The sequence below is a fragment of the Vibrio sp. 1641 genome (genome assembly GCF_033339995.1).
In the GTDB taxonomy this organism is placed as follows: Bacteria; Pseudomonadota; Gammaproteobacteria; order Enterobacterales; family Vibrionaceae; genus Vibrio; species Vibrio alginolyticus.
Genome location: NZ_JAWOVP010000005.1, coordinates 212,997 through 232,443, shown reverse-complemented (window position 1 = coordinate 232,443; position 19,447 = coordinate 212,997). Strand labels below are relative to the sequence as shown.

The following is a 19,447-nucleotide window of genomic DNA, read 5'->3' as shown; positions in this document are numbered from 1 at the left end:
ATGATGAGTAGTATCGACCCTCAGAAATCAATATTGGATAAAAAGTAGAATGGTCATAAAGGCGAAAAGCCCTGCGGGATTCGCAGAAAAATATATTATCGAGAGCATTTGGAACGGCCGTTTTCCTCCAGGCTCAATTTTACCTGCTGAGCGCGAGCTGTCCGAACTGATTGGTGTTACTCGAACGACTTTAAGAGAGGTTCTTCAACGACTAGCCCGTGATGGATGGCTGACTATCCAGCACGGCAAACCTACGAAAGTTAACCAATTTATGGAGACCTCTGGTCTGCATATTTTGGATACTTTAATGACGCTAGACGTTGATAATGCGACAAACATTGTAGAAGATCTGCTTGCGGCACGTACTAACATCAGTCCTATCTTTATGCGCTATGCATTTAAAGCGAACAAAGAGAGCTCTGAGCGTACAATTAAGAACGTAATCGAATCTTGTGAAGCTTTAATGAATGCGGCTTCCTGGGACGAATTCATCGCTTCTTCGCCGTATGCTGAAAAAGTTCTGCAGAATGTGAAAGAAGATAACGAGAAAGATGAAGCGAAGCGTCAAGAAATCTTGATTGCTAAAACGTTCAACTTTTACGATTATATGCTTTTCCAGCGCCTAGCATTCCATTCAGGAAATCAAATTTACGGTTTGATCTTTAATGGTTTGAAGAAGCTCTACGATCGTGTCGGTAGCTACTACTTCTCAAATCCAGCTTCTCGTGAGCTAGCTCTGAAGTTTTACCATCAATTGCTCGAAACTTGTGAAAGTGGCCAGCGTGAGCAACTACCAGTAGTGATTCGTCATTATGGTATGGAAAGTGCGTTGATCTGGAACGAAATGAAAAAGCAATTACCAACGAACTTCACGGAAGACGACAGCTAAGCGCTGACAAGTTGAATAAACGAAAACCGCAGTGCCTTAGGCCTGCGGTTTTTTTGTTTTTATTTATAAGTCGGCGACGAACCAAGCACCAATAATAAGGTATGGAACGTTTATCCTGCTAGTGAGAGTCTGGGTAACGGTAGATATAATGACTCTACGACATCTGAAAGGACATGGTCGTAAGTATTGAAGATGGTCAATGACAAGTCCGATGTGACGCCATAAAGCTCTGCTTCTGTTAAGTCGACATGACTCCCTGTCACGTATTCATTTAGCGTCTGTATTGAGCGCGTGGAAGCAGGAGAGGTAATGCTAAGTGGAGCGATAACCGCTAGTTGGTTTAGCTTACGCATCATGACCGATGCATAATTTTTGAAACGCTCATTTCCGCCTTGCTCTCCTAAATCTTGAATGCTGATTCGTAACTGAGTCAGGGTCTCCAAGCTATCCATAATGTTTTGCCAGTTCATGTGATACTCATTATGCAAGTCATCTCTTTGCTCAACCGCTAGCCATGCGATGGTTACTTCATCCATCAAAAACAAGCAATGACGAATCAACTTACCATGCTCCATCTGGTTTCTTGCAACACTATGGGCATCCCATTGTTCAAGTAGTTTCCCTACTTTAATCTGTAATACGCGATACATGGGTTTGTTTTCAAACCGTGAGGTTTCGACTAAAAGATGAAGCTTGTTAGTCAGAGCATCATTAAGAGCGTCCAATTTTTGTTGATCGTTTTGTTGGAATTGAAGCGAGTAGTGAGTAGCAGCTCGGTGGTGTCTCAGAAGGTGAACAACATCTCGTAATAATGTTAACAGCTGATATTTGCGCGCATGTTGCTGCTCTCGTTTAGAAGATAAGTGATATATTCCGGCTAAAATAGCGATGGACAATAGTGTGGAAATCAAAACAAACATAACCAACTCCTTGTTAGTGTTTGGACCTAACAAGGAAGATTGCAGTTTTGATGCCAAACAAAAACTCAATTTAAACAATTGGTTATATTGAATGTTCTTTTTGAATGGTCGTTGTTGGTGCATGGATTCACCAAATTTGTGAATATGTTTGATTATTCGGTGTCGATGCTTGGTGTACGCGTTATTCTTTGTGAGTTACATATTGATTACTTTTTAGTCTGATTCAAGTCACAATGTTTAGAAATTAAAATATTCGAACACTTCATATGATATAAGTTGTCTATTTTGTTGATTGTTCGAGGTAATTAATTTGTCTAATAAATTCGACCTATGCTTCAGTACTCACTCAAAGATAACGCTCCCTATCGATACAAATGATGAGGATAGGTACCTTCAGTTTCGTAAGGACAACCCACATATATTTGGTAGTTTTATTCCCGCAGGTACTCCTTTCATACTGAACGAAGGCTCTGTGATCAACATAGCTAAGTTGCGTAGCGAGAGACCTGATATAGCTTGTGCTCTTGATACTGTAAAAAGTTGGTCACAAGAAACCAAAAGAAATGTAGCCAATCTAACAAGTGAGTTTGGCGATGAAAACTTACAAGCGGTAGCCCTCCTCTATGAAAAAGAGATTAAGCCTTTTTTAGATGCTACTAATCATACTATGGGAGGGAAAATCGATGAGTATACTGCAGTAGGTGCTGCCGCTACTGCTGTTAATGAAAAGCAAGTCAGATTGAGTAATTTCGGGAAAGCTTTGCTCAAATATCAAAATGCCTTACTAGATGTACGTACAGCCTCACGAAATGGTGCGCAGAAAAAGGAGCTTGTGAAGCTTGGATATAGAGTTAAAGAAGCTCATAGTTCTTTGAATGCAAAATTTACAAAAGAACTTGCCCATTATGCAGGGCGAATTAAAAGTAGCCGCGGTAACATTTGGAGCAACCCGAATAGGGCTGTCAATATCGCGCGAAGCGGTAGGGATATAACTAAGTTACATTTAACATCTATAGCTAACATCCGCTCAATTCGAGTTCTTGAACAAAGCTCTAGTATTGTAGGTAAAAAGATCATCATGATTGATGCTGGTGTTCGCTTTAACAATGTTCGAAATGCCAAGAATAACGGAGAAAATTGGCAAAAAAGAGCGGCAATGGAAGTTGCTGGGTTTGGTGCGAGCAACGCTGCTGGCATTTGGACCACATCCAAAGTGATTGCATCTGGAATGGGAATCGCTTTGGCTGCTGGCCCATTTGGAGTCGTAGTCTTAATTGGTGTAGGCTTAGGTGTCGGCTATGCAGCAGCTAAGATGGCTGATAGTGCAGGGCAAAATTTAGCCAAAGGTGCCTATGAAGTTAGTTCTAACATTCATTGGAATTAAAGGGATCAACGTGTCTTATTTTGATATGACAAATATGATTATCGGATGTACTTGGTTAGTTAGTACTTTGCTTTTCATTCGTGTTTCGGTAAAGCGGATCGAGAAAAAGATGTCGAAGGATGGTCATGGCCCTGTCGGTTGGGATAGAGATACCTGGGGGGTTAGATTCCCAATGTATACTACAGTTTTAATGCGAGGCAAGCCTGCGAAAGTATCACTTGTAGATGATCAGTTAATACTAAAATACGCAACGACATTTGATCGAGTTCTCGCTTTTGTAGTCACGATCAGCTTTGTACTTTTCCTTGCATGTGGCGCGATTATTACTTGGGGTCCAGAAGAATTCTCTTTGTAGTACAATCAAGCTTAATCGATAAGCTTAACTGCGAGAAAAGGCTTAACTGATTTAGTTAAGCCTTTTCAATAAAGATACTTACATTACGCGCATGCCAGGTTGAGCGCCTTCGTGTGGCTCAAGGATCCACAGGTCACTACCACCAGGGCCTGCCGCTAGGATCATACCTTCAGACATACCAAACTTCATCTTACGAGGTTTTAGGTTTGCTACCATTACCGTTAGCTTGCCTTCTAGCTCTTCAGGTTTGTAAGCTGACTTGATGCCAGAGAATACCTGACGAGTTTCACCACCGATGTCCAATTGGAATTTAAGCAGTTTGTTGGCTTTTGGTACTTCTTCACAAGAGATGATACGAGCGATACGCATATCTACTGCAGCAAAAGCATCGAACTCAATCTCTTCAGCGATTGGTTCTTTGTCTAGCTCGGTTTGGCTAGCCTTGTTCTTTTCCGCTTCAGCTTTCTCTTTCGCCGCCATTTCTGCCGCCGCATCTTCTTTAGACGCTTCGATCATCGCTTCAACATTCTTCGGATCGATACGGTTGAACAGTGCTTTGAACTTAGTGATCTCGTGGCCTGTTAGTGGAGCAGCGATGTTTTCCCAAGTTAGCTCTTGGTTTAGGAACGCTTCAGTACGCGCAGCTAGCGATGGCATTACTGGTTTCAGGTAAGTCATCAGTACGCGGAACAGGTTGATACCGACAGAACAGATGTCTTGTAGTTCCTGATCTTTGCCTTCTTCTTTTGCTACAACCCACGGTGCTTTTTCATCAACGTATTGGTTAGCTTTGTCTGCCAATGCCGTGATTTCACGGATTGCACGACCAAACTCACGCGTTTCGTAAAGCTCAGCGATACGGTCAGCAGCAGCAACAAATTCGTTGTAAAGTTCAGGCTCTGCAAAGTTGTCAGACAGTTTGCCTTCAAAACGTTTCGCGATGAAACCTGCGTTACGAGATGCCAGGTTAACGATCTTGTTAACAACGTCAGCGTTTACGCGCTGAGTGAAGTCTTCAAGGTTAAGATCTAGATCGTCGATACGGCTGTTTAGCTTCGCAGCGTAGTAGTAACGTAGACACTCAGGGTCTAGGTGCTCTAGGTACGTGCTTGCTTTTACGAACGTACCTTTAGACTTCGACATTTTTGCGCCGTTTACGGTTACGTAACCGTGTACGAATACGTTGTTAGGCTTGCGGAAGCCAGAACCTTCTAGCATTGCTGGCCAAAATAGGCTGTGGAAGTAAACGATGTCTTTACCGATGAAGTGGTACAGCTCTGCTGAGCTGTCTTTTTTCCAATACTCGTCGAAATCTAGGTCGTCGCGCTTGTCACATAGATTTTTGAAAGAGCCCATGTAGCCGATAGGCGCGTCTAGCCATACGTAGAAGAATTTGTTCTTCTCACCAGGGATCTCGAAGCCAAAGTATGGTGCATCACGTGAGATATCCCATTGCTGCAAACCAGATTCGAACCATTCTTGCATTTTGTTCGCTGTTTCAGCTTGTAGCGAGCCAGAGCGAGTCCACTCTTTTAGCATGCTTTCAAACTGGGGCAGGTCGAAGAAGAAGTGCTCTGAATCTTTCATTACTGGCGTCGCACCAGAAACCGCAGATTTAGGATTGATCAGTTCTGTTGGGCTGTAAGTCTCACCACAGTTGTCACAGTTGTCACCGTACTGGTCTTCAGACTTACATTTTGGACAGGTACCTTTTACGAAACGGTCCGGTAAGAACATCTCTTTTTCTGGATCGAACAGCTGAGAGATAGTGCGGCTAGAGATAAAGCCATTTTTCTTCAACTCAAGATAAATGTGTGACGCTAGCTCACGGTTCTCATCTGAGTGCGTGCTGTGGTAGTTATCAAAGCTGATATCAAATCCAGCGAAGTCTTTTTGGTGCTCTTCGCTAACTGCGGCAATCATTTCTTCAGGAGTAATACCCATCTGTTGCGCTTTAAGCATGATTGGTGTGCCGTGAGCATCGTCAGCACAGATGAAGTTTACAGTGTTGCCGCGTAGGCGTTGGTAACGAACCCAAATGTCCGCTTGGATATGCTCAAGCATATGACCAAGGTGGATCGAACCGTTAGCGTACGGAAGGGCACAAGTTACCAGCATTTTCCTTGACGGAAAGTTTTTTGGATCGTTTGCCATACTTAATATTCGCTTTTCTTGATAGGTATAAATAAATTTTGATGGATAATACTACCCCATGAACTGACTAACTCCAAGGTGTCAAACTGCGGAATGCCTTAGTTTTTTTGGGGTTCTGGTTGAGCCTGGACGGTGGTAGCATGACATCTAAAAGGAGGGCTTATGCATCAGTTCACTTCAAAACAAGATTTTTGTCACTGGTTTAACCAATTCCAACATCCACAGTTGGTGGAAAACTGGGCAGATACTCATGGCGCAATTTCGATTACGACAAAGGGTTCTATTGATATAACGTTGCCATTCGCAAGTAATGAGCTTCAAACCGTACTGCATGACTGGATCAAACAGCAGCGAGCCTCGGGTAAAGTGGCTGAATTCCCATTTAATATTCGCCTTGGAGTTAAAGCTTTAGAAACTCAAGTGGCTAACTCGGTTAAGGGTGTTAAGAACATCATTGCTGTCAGTTCTGCGAAAGGTGGCGTTGGTAAATCTACTACCGCAGTTAACTTAGCGTTGGCGATTGCTCAATCTGGGGCGAAAGTGGGATTGTTGGATGCAGATATCTATGGTCCGTCTGTACCTATGATGTTGGGGCAAGAAGATGCTAAACCAGAAGTTCGTGATGGCAAGTGGATGGAACCCATTTTTGCTCACGGCATCTATACTCATTCTATCGGTTATTTGGTGGATAAATCAGAAGCGGCGATATGGCGCGGTCCAATGGCTTCAAAAGCATTGTCGCAGTTATTAACTGAAACAGATTGGCCAGATTTGGATTATTTGGTGATTGATATGCCGCCAGGTACGGGGGATATTCAATTGACGCTGTCACAACAAATTCCGGTAACAGGTAGCGTGCTAGTCACAACGCCGCAAGATTTAGCCCTTGCCGATGCAAGGAAGGGAGCGGCAATGTTTAACAAAGTCCATGTCCCGGTTATTGGTGTTGTGGAAAACATGAGTTATCACATTTGTAGTCAATGTGGCGCGAAAGAGCATATTTTTGGTATGGGCGGAGCTGAAAAAATGTCGCAAGAATTTGGCTTAGCATTGTTAGGACAAGTTCCGCTTCATATCTCTATGCGAGAAGATATTGACGCTGGCGTGCCAACGGTAGCAAGACGCCCAGAAAGTGAGCATGCAGGGTATTATAAGCAACTTGCCGATCGCGTATGTAGCACGATGTTTTGGCAAGGCAAAGCAAAACCAGATGCGATTAGCTTTACAATGGTGAACTAAGTTTACTATGCCTGTTGGTTGATAATTGCACATTTTAACGTTTGCTCGGAGGTTAATCCTCTGAGCAGGCAGAAACTTATGACTAAACCCTAATTCCAACTAGTAACTATGGGGTGAACTCCCTATAATCAGGCAGTTTATCTTTTTATGTGACTAGAAATCATCATCGGGTGCAAACTAATGTCTGATAATAATCAATGCGTCATCGTAGGTATTGCTGGCGCTTCTGCTTCTGGAAAAAGTCTGATCGCGAGCACTATTTATAATGAGCTTCGCGCGAAAGTAGGCGATCATCAAATCGGTGTCATCACGGAAGATTGCTACTACAACGACCAAAGCCACCTAAGCATGGAAGAGCGAGTAAAGACGAACTACGATCACCCGAGTGCGTTGGACCACGACCTACTGTGTGAGCACCTAGAAAAATTGGTACGTGGTGAAGCAGTAGAAGTGCCTGAGTACAGCTACACTGAGCACACAAGAACAATTAACACCACCACAATGACACCTAAAAAGGTGATCATTCTAGAAGGTATCCTTCTTCTTACAGACCCTCGTCTTCGTGATTTGATGCATGCGACAGTATTTATGGACACACCGTTAGATATTTGCTTGCTTCGCCGTGTTAAGCGTGATGTGGAAGAACGAGGCCGAACTATGGAGTCTGTTCTTAAGCAATACCAACAAACAGTACGTCCGATGTTCATGCAGTTTATCGAACCTTCTAAGCAATATGCGGACATTATTGTTCCTCGCGGTGGTAAAAACCGTATCGCAATTGATGTATTAAAAGCTCACATTGCAAGACTTTTGAAAGCTTAAGCCTATAGACGGCTATATCGCTTTATTTTTAGGAGAAGAAGTGGCACCTTAAGTGCCACTTCTTTTTTTGTTTTTAAATTAGTCAGTTGCAGGTTAAAACCAGACACTTTTCACGCTTTTGTGGAACTGTCAGCGGCAAATGGAGTCTGCGCTTATAATTGTAAAAACACTCGAGCAAGGAAAAACAAATGAAGAAACTGCTCTTAATTCTAGCAATACCGATTGTGGTCATTTTGGTCGCAATTTTAGCGTTAACCATCTTCGTCAACCCGAATCAGTTTAAACCCCTTATTGTTGAGCAAGCGCAAAAGCAAACGGGATTAGAGTTGGTGATTGAAGGGGATATCAGTTGGCAATTTTTCCCATCAATTGGCTTTGAGTTGGGACATACAGAATTGCGAAACCCACAAGGCTTTAGTAAACCCAATTTATTCAAAGTTGATACCGTTGGTGTAGACATCTCTGTTATGCCACTTTTTAGTCAACAGCTTGAAATTGGAAACGTCACGCTTGATGGTGCTGAGTTCTACATTGAAACCAAGAAAGATGGCAGCAAGAATATTGATGCATTGACGAAAGCCCAAACACAACAAGCAGAACAAGAGAGCAATGCTGCGCCTACGCAAAATGGTGAAACGCAAACTTCTGGTTCTGATTGGAGTATTAATCTTGCTGGCGTTACGGTTTCTAACGGTTCATTAGAAATGCAGGATAAGCAAGCCGGTAGTTACACCAAACTTTATGATATTTCATTAAACCTTTCCGAATTCGCTTTTGACAACTGGACAACGGCTGATTTTGGCGTGAAGGGCGAAATGAACGACCAAAAGTTCACCGCGAAAGGTCAGGCAGACTTTAAGCTAGAAAAAGGTTTGGCAAACTACGCGCTAAAGAACATCAACTTTGATGCGACATACTCTGACCCTGCCAATAAAATTGAATCGGCAACGATCGGTTTAGACACGTTTGAATTCGATAAAGTAAATAACCTGACTTATGCCATTAAGGGTGTCGCTGGTGGTATGAAGTTAGATATGCAGGGTGCTGGTCAACTTAGCGTGGACAAGGCTATCAGCAAAGTACAGTTGGATAAGTTAACTCTTAAATCGACTTTTGAGGGTGATGCTTTACCTCAGTCCCCGATGAAAGTCGACATGGTGTCTGATCTGTCTTTCGACCTAACGAAAAACCATCTGAGTTTTGTTCTAGAGAAGTTAACAGCGAATGCTATCGCCCTAGATGGTAAGGCAGATGTGACACTCGGTGATATTCCTAAAGTACGCTTTGCTCTCCATAGCCCCAATATCGATCTTGATGAGTTTTTAGGGTTAGATAAGCAAGCTGCCGAAGGTAATAAGCCTGCTTCTGGTGGCGAGAGTGCTCCTGCCGGACCTGAGGTTGAGCCTGATTTGTCTGCGTTGAAAACGTTAGATGTAAAGGGTGACATTACCATCGACAAATTCAAAGCGGCAAATGCGAAGATGGAAGCGGTAAAAACGAGCTTCACTGTAAATCGTGGCGTGTTTGAGCTTACATCTTTTAGTTCGAAGTTGTACCAAGGCTCAATCTCAGCGACAGCGAAGTTAGATGCACGCCAATCACCAGCGACTTACAGTGTTAAAAAGTCAATCAAAGGCGTGAAAGTTCAACCGCTACTTATAGACGTTGCTGAAAACGACAAACTTGAAGGGACAGGTAACATTGATGTGAATGTTACAGGTAAGAGTCTCACGCCTACCGGTATCAAGAAGAATCTATCTGGTACGGTTGTTATCAATTTTGCTGACGGTGCGGTGAATGGCATCAACGTTGCTCAGTTGATTCGTGAAAACTATGCGAAATTTAAAGGGCAAAAAGTTGAAGGCACCAATGAAGCTAAGAAAACAGACTTCAGTGCGATGACGGCGACATTGAAACTCAACAAAGGTGTTGTATCAACGGATAATATGCAAGCTCAGTCTCCATTGTTACGTGTTCGTGGTAAAGGTACCGCAAACTACATTAATGAAACAGTCGACTTTACTATCAGCACGTCAGTTGTAGGCAGCCTAGAAGGCCAGGGCGGTAAAGATATAGATGAGCTGAAAGACATCACGATTCCAATCAATGTGTCTGGTAAGTGGGCAGAACCTAAATTCAAGCTCGTATTCGATGATGTTCTGAAGCAGAAAGCTCAGAAAGAAATCGATCGTGGCGTAGAGAAGCTAACGGACAAAATCAAAGACGAGAAAACCAAAGATGCGGTCGATGGTTTATTGAAGAATCTTTTCAACTAACCGTGCGTGAAAATCAAAAGGGTTGGCATTTTGCCAACCCTTTTTAAATTACTCTGCGAGTGTTACCAATCGACGCCTTTGAGGGCTTTTACGCCAGATTCAAATGCGTGCTTTACATTTTTCACTTCAGAAACGGTATCGGCCATTTCAATCAGGGTTCGATGTGCGCCACGCCCAGTAATAATAACCGACTGCATTTTAGGTCGGTTGCTCAGCGCTTCGACCACTTCGTCTAAGTCGATGTAGCCGTAGCTCACCATATAAGTTAGCTCGTCAAACAAGATGACATCGATAGAGTCGTCTTGCAGCATGCGCTTACATTCTTGCCATACGCCTTGCGCTGCTTCGGTATCAGCGGCTTTGTTTTGAGTTTCCCACGTAAAGCCGGTTGCCATTACTTGGAATTCAACGCCGAGTTTCTCAAGTAGGTTGCGCTCACCGTTGTCCCAAGTACCTTTAATAAACTGCGCGACAGCACAATTCAAACCATGACCCACTGCGCGTGCGATCGTACCGAATCCTGATGTCGATTTACCTTTACCATTTCCGGTAATGATCAGTAGCAGACCTTTTTCCTCTTGAGCAGCAGCGATTTTTGCGTCTACCTGTTCTTTGACTTTTTGTTGGCGAGCTTTATGGCGTGCTTCTTTATTTTCTTCGATAGACATAATACTTCCTCAATTCCTTTTCGTGCTGTGCCCAAGTTAATTTGGGTTCATTGATTTATCTCGCTATGATAGACCAACATATCGTGAAGAAAAACCACCGATAATTCAGGGAATAAAATGAAGAAAATACTTGTTGTTTGTATGGGAAACATTTGTCGGTCACCAACTGGAGAGGCAGTGTTAAGAGCGAAAGCTCAAAAGCTAGGCGTTGAAGTAGAGGTTGATTCGGCAGGTACAATTGGCTACCACGCAGGAAACCGACCGGATTCAAGAGCGATGGCAGCAGGAAAGCAGCGAGGTTATTCTTTTAAAGGAATGCAAGCGCGCCAAGTCACCATTGATGACTTTGAAAAGTTTGACCTTATATTAGCCGCAGATAAAGCAAATTTGGCCGATTTATTGGATATTTGTCCGTTGAAGTATCGACACAAAGTATCGTTATTTTTAAGTCATTCTGAGTCAGGTTACGACGAAGTCCCGGACCCATATTATGGTGGGGAAGATGGCTTTGAACTGGTGCTTGATTTAATCGAAGAGGCATCAGACGCAATTTTGAAGAAGCTATAATCGCCGTGCTTGAAGACAATAGAAAAAGGGATGAGCTCAGCTCATCCCTTTTTATTCGTGTTAACCCGCTAGTATGTCGGTTGCGACTTTGTAGCTTGGGTCTTCCTTCACGTTAATTTCAACCAAGCTGCCAGCTTTGTCCAAAAGTTTACGACAATCTGGGCTTAGGTGACGAAGGTGCAGCGTTTTACCTTGAGCATTGTAACGCTCAGCCAGTGTTTCAATGGCTTCAATTGCAGAGTGATCTGTCACGCGAGAGTCTGCAAAATCGATAATCACATCTTTTGGATCTTCAGGCGCGTTAAACAACTCCAGGAAGTTAGCCGCAGAGCCAAAGAAAATAGGGCCGTGAATCTTGTACTCTTTTGAACCTTCCTCGTTTAAGCACGTGTCGGCATAGATGTGCTTAGCGTGTTGCCATGCAAACATTAATGCAGAAACGATAACACCAACCGCTACGGCAACAGCAAGGTCAGTAAGAACAGTAACAACGGTCACAAGAACAATAACGAAGAAGTCTTGCTTCGGTACGCGGCGTGCTAGCTTAAATGTTGCCCATTCGAATGTACCAATGACAACCATGAACATCACACCAACCAGAGCAGCGAGTGGGATCATTTCAATTAGCGAAGAAGCGAATAAGATAAACATCAATAGAGCGATAGCCGCAACGATACCAGATAGACGGCCGCGACCACCTGAGTTTACGTTGATCATCGACTGACCAATCATCGCACAACCACCCATTGCGCCAAACACAGAACACGTCATGTTTGCCATACCTTGACCGATACATTCGCGGTTAGATTGACCACGAGTATTCGTCATCTCATCTAAAACTGTCAGTGTTAGTAGAGATTCAATTAGACCAATGGCCGCGAGAATGATCGTGTATGGAAGAATGATTTGTAGTGTCTCTAGTGTAAATGGTACCGCAGGAATAGAGAAGGTTGGTAGTGAACCTGCGAGTGTTGCAGCTTCATCACCAGACATTGTACGCAGGAAGTCAACAACAGTGCGAGTTTCCAGATCCAAGCCAACCACTAAAGCCGTCACCGTTACGATCGCAACAAGTGAAGAGGGTACAGCTGTTGTGATTTTTGGTAGAAAGTGAATGATTGCCATAGTCAGCGCAACCAAACCAAGCATTAGCAGCATCTGGTCTTGTGGTAGCCAAGTAAGCATGCCGTTGATGTCTGGCGCTTTAAACTGACCCAACTGAGCTAGGAAGATAACAATAGCCAGACCGTTCACAAAACCGATCATCACAGGGTGAGGTACGATACGGATGAACTTACCCAATTTAAACATACCAGCGGCAATTTGAAGAATACCAGCGAGCATGATGGCTGCGAATAGGTACTGGACACCGTGAGTCGCGACAAGCGAAACCATTACGACTGCCATGGCACCTGTTGCACCAGAGATCATGCCAGGACGACCACCGAAAATGGAAGTAATAAGACCAACGATGAATGCAGCGTAAAGACCGACCATCGGATCTACGCCTGCGACGAACGCAAATGCGACAGCTTCAGGAACCAATGCTAGCGCAACGGTTAAGCCTGATAGCACATCATTTTTTACGGAGTGCTTAGAAAATTGGGGAAATTCGAACATGTTTGTTTTTAAGTTCTCTTTGCAATGAGTTAAACCCGACACATATTCGTATTTGCACAAGCCACTGGAAGGTTGAATTTTAATCAAACATTGCAGTGTAAACCGTAGTATTAAAAGAGCAGCATCAGAATGGTGTCGAAAACTTGAGTCGGCGCATGCTACCGAAAAGTGTGATTAAGTTCAAGAATGATACGAATAATGGCGTACAAATGTGATCACGAATTGGTATTTATATGAACAATTTTTTGGGCAAATATGAAGATAAAAAAGGCTACCAGATGGTAGCCTTTAATTTATTTATGCCGTTAAGCAGTTGAACGTAATGATTTAGCCTAGTTAAAGTTAGGCTTTGTCATCTCTGCCGATGCACGGTTTTTAGCCACTTGGCTACCAGCACCTTTAGCTTGGTAACGTTCGGTTTTGAACGGTGCTGCTGCAACCGTGATTTCGCGTAGCTCTTGAGGGCCAGGTGCTTTCGTCATCGGTGCGCTAGCGTTTAGCTTAGCCGCAACTTTAATGGCTTCGACTTTAGGCTCTGGTTTATCTACTGGCGCTTCGGCCGCAATCTCTTTTTCTGCTTCAACGATAGGCTCTTCAGTAGGTGCCGTTTCTACAATGGCATCAACCGGTTCAGCATGTTCAGTTAAAGGAGTTTCAACGATAGGCTCTACCGAGGCTGTTTCTATTACTGCTGATTCAGCTTTTTCTGTGATTACTGTTTCCACAGCAGGTGCTTCCACAACGGGTGCTTCTACTACTGGAGCTTCCACTTTCGCTTCAACGGTTTCTTGAACCTTGTGTTCAACAACTGGCGCATCTGTTACGACAGGCTGCTCGCGACGAATAATCACTTTACCCATTGCCATTTCTGGACAAGCAAAGCCACCTTGGATTGCAGGTACTGCTGCTACAGCTTCTTCCTTAACTCGCTCTTCCTTCTTAGGTGCTGGTTTCGGAATGTAACGTGGCATTACTTTACCCATAGCCATTTCAGGAGAAGCGACACCTCCCTTACGTAGGCGGAATGGGTTAGGGCGGCGATCACGGCCACGGCGACGACGCTGGCCGCTTGCACGCAGGTGACGTGGTGAACGACGATTACGACGTTGCTTAGACTCTGCTTGCTTGTTGTCTTGCTGTGCCTCTACCGCTGCTTCTGTTGGCTTTTCAACTTTAGCTTCAACCGTTTCTTGAGTCTTAACCGCTGTTTCTTCGGCTTTCTTCTCAATAGCTTCTTGGTCCTTAACGCGTACAGACTTGTTCAATTTGCGACGTTGGCGGCGCTCTTTCACTTTTTCTGCTTTCGCATTTTGCTGCTTCGGTTTGCTCTCTTCTGGTTTTGTTTCAGTACGAGCTTCCGCTGCTAGCTGCAGACCTTTTTCCGCTACTTTTGCGTTTGCTTTCTGCTCTTGGGCTTTATCTGCCTGTTGAGCTTTAGGTTTACGCTTTTGGTTACGGTTTTGCGGTTTATTTGTTTGTTGTTGAGCTTCGTTTTGCTCATTAGCCTGCTCATCACGAGGCTTACGACGACGTCGGTTATCGCGATTGTCGCGGTTATCACGATTATCACGCTGGTTGTTATTGCGACGACGATCGTTGCGATCACGTTTGTTACGTCGATTATCGCGATTTGGTTTTTTCTCTTCCTGAGGTTTCTGTTCTTCTTTTGTTTCTTCAGAACCACCGAATAGGAAGCTACCAAGTGCTTTAAACAGACGGCTGAACAATCCAGGTTTCTCTTCTTGTTCAACGTTTTGTTCTTTCTTCTTCGCCTCAGGAGCTGGTTTAGCTGCTGGTGCAGGTGCGGTTTGAGACGGAGCAGCAAAGCCTTTAAGAACTGGCTCTTCAATTCGTTTTGGTTTTACGTCAACTTCCGCTGGCTCTTTACCTTCTGCTTCTTTCATTGCTTCCAGTTTCTTAGGAAGTAAGTAAGAAATCAGATCGAACTCTTCGCCTTCACGAACACGGATAACTTCAAAGTGCGGTGTTTCCATATCAGAGTTAGGAACAACCGTAATTTTCACTTCTTGAATGCGTTCGATATGGTTTACTGAACGACGTTTTTCGTTCAATAAGTAAGAGGCGATTGGCACAGGTACGACTGCAAGTACTTGTGCTGTGTTGTCTTTTAGCGCTTCCTCTTCAATTAAACGAAGTACAGAAAGTGCTAGAGATTCGTTGTCGCGAACGACACCAGTTCCGCTACAGCGAGGACAGATGTGATGGCTTGCTTCTGCAAGAGAAGGGCTCAAGCGCTGGCGTGACATCTCCAACAAACCAAAGCGAGAAATACGACCGATTTGTACACGAGCGCGATCAAGACGAACGGCTTCACGTAGACGGTTTTCTACTTCTCGTTGGTGACGAACTGGGGTCATATCGATAAAGTCGATAACCACTAAGCCACCCAAGTCACGTAGACGTAATTGGCGAGCAATTTCGTCGGCTGCTTCTAGGTTCGTGTTTAGAGCTGTTTCTTCAATATCGCCGCCCTTGGTTGCACGAGCAGAGTTGATATCGATAGACGTTAGTGCTTCAGTCGGGTCAATAACAATAGAACCACCAGATGGCAGACGCACTTCACGTTGGAAAGCCGATTCAATTTGGCTTTCGATTTGGTAGTGGCTGAATAGTGGAACTTCGCCTTCATATTTCTTAACGCGGTTAAGGAAATCAGGGCGCACCAATTGAATGTGCTCTTTTGCACGTTCGTAGATGGTGTTGCTATCAATTAAGATTTCGCCAATATCACGACGCAAATAGTCACGGATTGCACGAACGATAACGTTACTTTCTTGGTGGATTAAGAATGGAGCAGGGTTAGAGTCCGCTGCACCTTTGATTGCACCCCAGTGGTTAAGTAGTACATTCAAATCCCACTCAAGCTCTTCAGCACTCTTGCCAACGCCAGCAGTACGTACGATTAGGCCCATGCCCTGAGGCAGTTCCAAAGTACTTAATGCGGCTTTTAGTTGAGTACGCTCGTCACCTTCGATTCGACGAGAAATACCGCCAGCACGAGGGTTGTTAGGCATCAGAACAAGGTAACTACCAGCAAGAGAAATGAAAGTAGTAAGAGCTGCGCCCTTGCTTCCACGTTCTTCTTTTTCCACTTGAACGATAACTTCTTGGCCTTCCGTTAGCACTTCTTTGATGCTTGGACGACCTTGGTAGGTGTAACCTTCAGGGAAATATTCGCGGGCAATTTCTTTGAGAGGGAGGAAACCGTGACGCTCGGCGCCGTAATCAACAAATGCGGCTTCTAAGCTTGGTTCGATACGTGTGATACGTCCTTTGTAGATATTCGCTTTTTTAGATTCATGACCTGGACTCTCGATATCAAGATCGAAAAGTCGCTGGCCATCAACCAGAGCGACACGCAACTCTTCTTTTTGAGTTGCGTTAATTAACATTCTTTTCATTGAAAATTCTCGTTGTCTTTTCTTTTATATCTTTCTTGTCGACTTGCCACTGTTTTTTCGCTCTTTCACGGTGCCTGATCCCATGGCTTGTATTTTGCAGCCTCCCGGCTGGAAGGGGATGCTCTCGGGCACTTCAGTCATCACAAGCCTCTTGTGGTTTCTGTTGGAAACGTAGACTTGTGACCCGCTATTTGGGCGGTAGGTACTCAACGTGAATATGCGAGGAGTAGGGTGGCAAGAGTGTTGAATTCGATGTGTCTCACGCCAATGCTGCACTCGACCTTCAACGATCTACTCACATTGCTTGAGGATAAATGATTGGTAATGAATAAAATGTAACCAAACCTTCCTTAGCAGCTGTGAACTATAGCAGTGCGCGTGGCTATCAGCAATCTGCTTTCACGCAAACGATAGAAAATTTGCCGCTAAACTCAAAATTTCTAATTTATAACAGGTTGTTTCATAAGCAATTGAGATGTGCAAACTGTTCAGGACAGAAAACAAATTGAGAACTTGATTGAGAGTTTTAATAATTTAAACAAAAGCTTGGCGAAATTTAGACCAGTATGTGCCACCGAGTGTTTCTTTTACGACAAGAATAATGTGAAGTCGCACGAAATTGAGTTTACAATACCGCCCATGAACGAAATAAGAACAAAAGTCCAGTTCGTCGACATTGACGAAGATATGGCGGGTCAGCGCATTGATAATTTTTTGCGCAACCAATTAAAAGACATTCCTAAAAGCATGATTTACCGAATTGTGCGTAAGGGCGAAGTGCGCGTAAATAAAAAGCGTATAAAAGCAGAGTACAAGTTAAAAGCAGGCGATCTCGTTCGTATTCCACCGGTGACCGTCGAGAAAAAAGATGATGATGTCGCACCAAGTACGAAACTTAACAAAGTCGCTGAGTTGGAAAATATGATTATCTTCGAAGATGATCATATGTTGATTCTAAACAAACCATCTGGCACCGCGGTGCATGGTGGCAGTGGTTTAAAGTTTGGTGCGATTGAAGCGCTTAGGGCTCTGCGTCCTCAAGCTCGCTTTCTTGAACTTGTGCATCGTATTGACCGTGATACTTCAGGGATTTTGCTGGTTGCTAAGAAGCGTTCTGCACTTCGTCACTTGCAAGCCCAGTTTCGTGAAAAGACAGTAAAGAAGTTTTACTTAGCTCTTGTCATGGGGCAATGGAAAAGCAGTTGTAAGGTTGTGAACGCGCCACTGCTCAAAAACGAAGTGAATAGTATTGTTCGTGTTAACCCTAATGGTAAGCCGTCAGAAACGCGTTTTAAGATTTTGGAAAAGTTCGAACAAGCTACATTGATTCAGGCGAGTCCGATTACTGGTCGAACTCACCAAATACGAGTTCATACGCAATACACTGGTCACCCAATCGCTTGGGATGATCGCTACGGTGATCGTCGCTTTGATGCTTACACAGGTCAAGTTGGTTTAGATCGTTTGTTCCTACACGCGGCAAACATCAAGTTCCAACACCCATCAAATGATGAGTGGATGGAAATCAACGCACCGATGGAACCGAAACTAGAAAAAGTGTTGGCGGGTTTAAGAAACGCGTAACCATGTTTTCCTCGCGGATGCAAAAGGGAGCCTGTGGCTCCCTTTTATCGTATTTGGGTTAAAGGACATCGAGTCCTTGAACATTCAACATATCAATCAAATCAATCAATGGTAGTCCGACAAGTGTGTTCGGGTCTTTACCGACTAATTTCGTAAACAAGCAAATTCCCATGCCTTCGCTTTTAAAGCTGCCTGCGCAGTAAAAAGGTTCTTCCCTGTCGACGTAGCGTTCGATTTGTTCAAGCGTTAAATCTCTAAAGTGCACCTCGAAAGAATCAAAGCCGACTTCTGTATGGTTTGTCACGGTGTTATGTACCGCAAGACCAGTATAGAAAGTGATGACTTTTCCACTTTGAGCCAAAAGTTGATTTATCGCGTTATCTCTATTTAAAGGCTTGCCAACGATTTCACCATTAATGACACAAACTTGGTCACTGCCGATAACTAAACTTGCTTTATCCGTCTGGCAAGATATTGCTTTCTCTTGGGCCAGTCTCTGCACAAGTTCAGTTGGCGTTTCTTGGTCAAAAGGTGTTTCATCGCAATCAGGTGGTAAACAAACGAATGGTAGTGAGAGCTTTTCAAGCAGTTGTTTACGAAAAGGGGAAGTTGAGGCTAAAACCAGTTGGTAATTTTTCATTTTGAATTACAATTCGTGGGAGCATTTCCAATAGGATAATCGATCAAAAATGATTCTGGCTAATGCTCTGTATGTTAAGCGTAAAAAAGTACAACTTTTTTGCCTTTTTCTTTGACTAATTTTGATTTGGAAGATAATATTCGCGCCCTATGCAAAAGGTAAAAATACCGCGAACGGTTGACCCAGCTAAAGCTGCACAGAAACGATTGGATTACGATGGCATCATCCAAGCTAGTCTTTTCAAGCGCTTAGTGGAAACAACTGAAGGCGTAAAACGCGACGCAGAAGTCTCATTGTCATTTGGGATGGATGAACAGCGACTCGTTGTTATCTCTGGTAAAGCTAACATCGAAGTCGATTTAGAGTGTCAGCGTTGTAATGAGGTATTCGCACATGAGTGCGAAGTTGAATTCCTTTCTACTCCTTACTACGGTGAGAAAACAGAACAGGAAGCACCAGAAATTTATGATTTGGTAGATCTAAATGAATATGGTGAATTAGACCTCATACAACTTGTTGAAGACGAGTTCATCTTAGCATTACCTCAAATTGCGATGCACGATGAAGCGGATTGTAGCGTTGATTCAAATAACATGGTTTTTGGTGAGATTCCTGAAGAAATTGAGGAAGAAAAACCGAATCCATTCGACGTTTTGAAAAGTCTGAAAAAGTAATAGGTGTGGTAGCCGATTCTTCTTCAGGTTTTTAACCCAATAGTATAGGAGTAGGGTCAATGGCCGTACAGAAAAACCGTAAAACTCGTTCTAAGCGCGGTATGCGTCGTTCACACGATGCGCTAACTACAGCTGCTCTATCTGTAGACGCGACTTCTGGTGAAACTCACCTACGCCACAACGTAACTGCTGAAGGTTACTACCGTGGTCAAAAGGTTATCAACAAGTAAGGT

Annotated in this window: 16 protein-coding genes; 10 read left to right on the top strand and 6 right to left on the bottom strand. The window is 43.7% G+C overall.

What is annotated here, in order from left to right; translation table 11 throughout:
* Positions 1-49 precede the first annotated feature (49 nt).
* On the top strand, positions 50-889 hold the full coding sequence (gene fadR, locus R7Z47_RS13380; protein ID WP_005380824.1) for a fatty acid metabolism transcriptional regulator FadR: 840 nt from the start codon (positions 50-52) through the stop codon (positions 887-889).
* A 110-nt stretch (positions 890-999) separates the two neighbouring features.
* On the opposite strand, the gene R7Z47_RS13375 is transcribed toward fadR, so the two are convergent.
* Entirely contained in the window at positions 1,000-1,809 is an 810-nt protein-coding gene (locus tag R7Z47_RS13375; RefSeq protein WP_213866435.1) for a hypothetical protein, read from the bottom strand.
* Positions 1,810-2,119: 310 nt separating this feature from the next.
* On the opposite strand from R7Z47_RS13375, the gene R7Z47_RS13370 reads away from it, so the two are divergent.
* Together R7Z47_RS13370 and R7Z47_RS13365 are read left to right on the top strand one after the other, a co-directional pair.
* Complete coding sequence (locus R7Z47_RS13370; RefSeq protein WP_171344334.1) at positions 2,120-3,193, top strand: hypothetical protein; 1,074 nt, start codon at positions 2,120-2,122, stop codon at positions 3,191-3,193.
* Entirely contained in the window at positions 3,162-3,548 is a 387-nt protein-coding gene (locus tag R7Z47_RS13365; RefSeq protein WP_017633851.1) for a hypothetical protein, read from the top strand. Before R7Z47_RS13370 ends, R7Z47_RS13365 begins: the two co-directional genes overlap by 32 nt.
* 78 nt (positions 3,549-3,626) lie before the next feature.
* Here the strand turns inward: R7Z47_RS13365 and metG are convergent, their stop codons facing one another.
* Positions 3,627-5,702, bottom strand: a complete 2,076-nt coding sequence (gene metG / locus R7Z47_RS13360; protein ID WP_005387290.1) for a methionine--tRNA ligase — start codon at positions 5,700-5,702, stop codon at positions 3,627-3,629.
* Between the two features lie 162 nt (positions 5,703-5,864).
* Here metG and apbC point away from each other — a divergent pair, with 162 nt between their 5' ends.
* The 3 genes from apbC to R7Z47_RS13345 all read left to right on the top strand — a co-directional run bounded on the left by apbC (position 5,865) and on the right by R7Z47_RS13345 (position 10,039).
* A complete protein-coding gene (gene apbC / locus R7Z47_RS13355; RefSeq protein ID WP_262606901.1) occupies positions 5,865-6,941 on the top strand; it encodes an iron-sulfur cluster carrier protein ApbC in 1,077 nt (358 codons plus the stop codon).
* 180 nt (positions 6,942-7,121) lie between these two features.
* On the top strand, positions 7,122-7,763 hold the full coding sequence (gene udk / locus R7Z47_RS13350; RefSeq protein ID WP_005380833.1) for a uridine kinase: 642 nt from the start codon (positions 7,122-7,124) through the stop codon (positions 7,761-7,763).
* 188 nt (positions 7,764-7,951) lie between these two features.
* Positions 7,952-10,039, top strand: coding sequence for an AsmA family protein (locus R7Z47_RS13345; RefSeq protein ID WP_025767218.1), 2,088 nt, complete (start codon positions 7,952-7,954; stop codon positions 10,037-10,039).
* Between the two features lie 62 nt (positions 10,040-10,101).
* On the opposite strand, the gene cobO is transcribed toward R7Z47_RS13345, so the two are convergent.
* Positions 10,102-10,707, bottom strand: coding sequence for a cob(I)yrinic acid a,c-diamide adenosyltransferase (gene cobO, locus R7Z47_RS13340; RefSeq protein ID WP_005380837.1), 606 nt, complete (start codon positions 10,705-10,707; stop codon positions 10,102-10,104).
* 117 nt (positions 10,708-10,824) lie between these two features.
* On the opposite strand from cobO, the gene R7Z47_RS13335 reads away from it, so the two are divergent.
* Positions 10,825-11,274, top strand: a complete 450-nt coding sequence (locus R7Z47_RS13335) for a low molecular weight protein-tyrosine-phosphatase (RefSeq protein ID WP_025767219.1) — start codon at positions 10,825-10,827, stop codon at positions 11,272-11,274.
* 60 nt (positions 11,275-11,334) lie between these two features.
* Here the strand turns inward: R7Z47_RS13335 and R7Z47_RS13330 are convergent, their stop codons facing one another.
* Both R7Z47_RS13330 and rne read right to left on the bottom strand, forming a co-directional pair.
* Positions 11,335-12,894, bottom strand: coding sequence for a SulP family inorganic anion transporter (locus R7Z47_RS13330; RefSeq protein ID WP_262606900.1), 1,560 nt, complete (start codon positions 12,892-12,894; stop codon positions 11,335-11,337).
* Between the two features lie 332 nt (positions 12,895-13,226).
* Positions 13,227-16,316, bottom strand: coding sequence for a ribonuclease E (gene rne, locus R7Z47_RS13325; RefSeq protein WP_262606899.1), 3,090 nt, complete (start codon positions 16,314-16,316; stop codon positions 13,227-13,229).
* Between the two features lie 639 nt (positions 16,317-16,955).
* On the opposite strand from rne, the gene rluC reads away from it, so the two are divergent.
* A complete protein-coding gene (gene rluC, locus R7Z47_RS13320) occupies positions 16,956-17,900 on the top strand; it encodes a 23S rRNA pseudouridine(955/2504/2580) synthase RluC (RefSeq protein WP_021033985.1) in 945 nt (314 codons plus the stop codon).
* A 58-nt stretch (positions 17,901-17,958) separates the two neighbouring features.
* Here the strand turns inward: rluC and R7Z47_RS13315 are convergent, their stop codons facing one another.
* Positions 17,959-18,540: a Maf family protein gene (locus tag R7Z47_RS13315; RefSeq protein ID WP_017821384.1), complete on the bottom strand. Its 582-nt coding sequence runs from the start codon at positions 18,538-18,540 to the stop codon at positions 17,959-17,961.
* A gap of 149 nt (positions 18,541-18,689) precedes the next feature.
* On the opposite strand from R7Z47_RS13315, the gene yceD reads away from it, so the two are divergent.
* A complete protein-coding gene (yceD, locus tag R7Z47_RS13310) occupies positions 18,690-19,214 on the top strand; it encodes a 23S rRNA accumulation protein YceD (RefSeq protein WP_005387307.1) in 525 nt (174 codons plus the stop codon).
* Between the two features lie 59 nt (positions 19,215-19,273).
* Positions 19,274-19,444, top strand: coding sequence for a 50S ribosomal protein L32 (gene rpmF, locus R7Z47_RS13305; protein WP_005396978.1), 171 nt, complete (start codon positions 19,274-19,276; stop codon positions 19,442-19,444).
* Positions 19,445-19,447 lie beyond the last annotated feature (3 nt).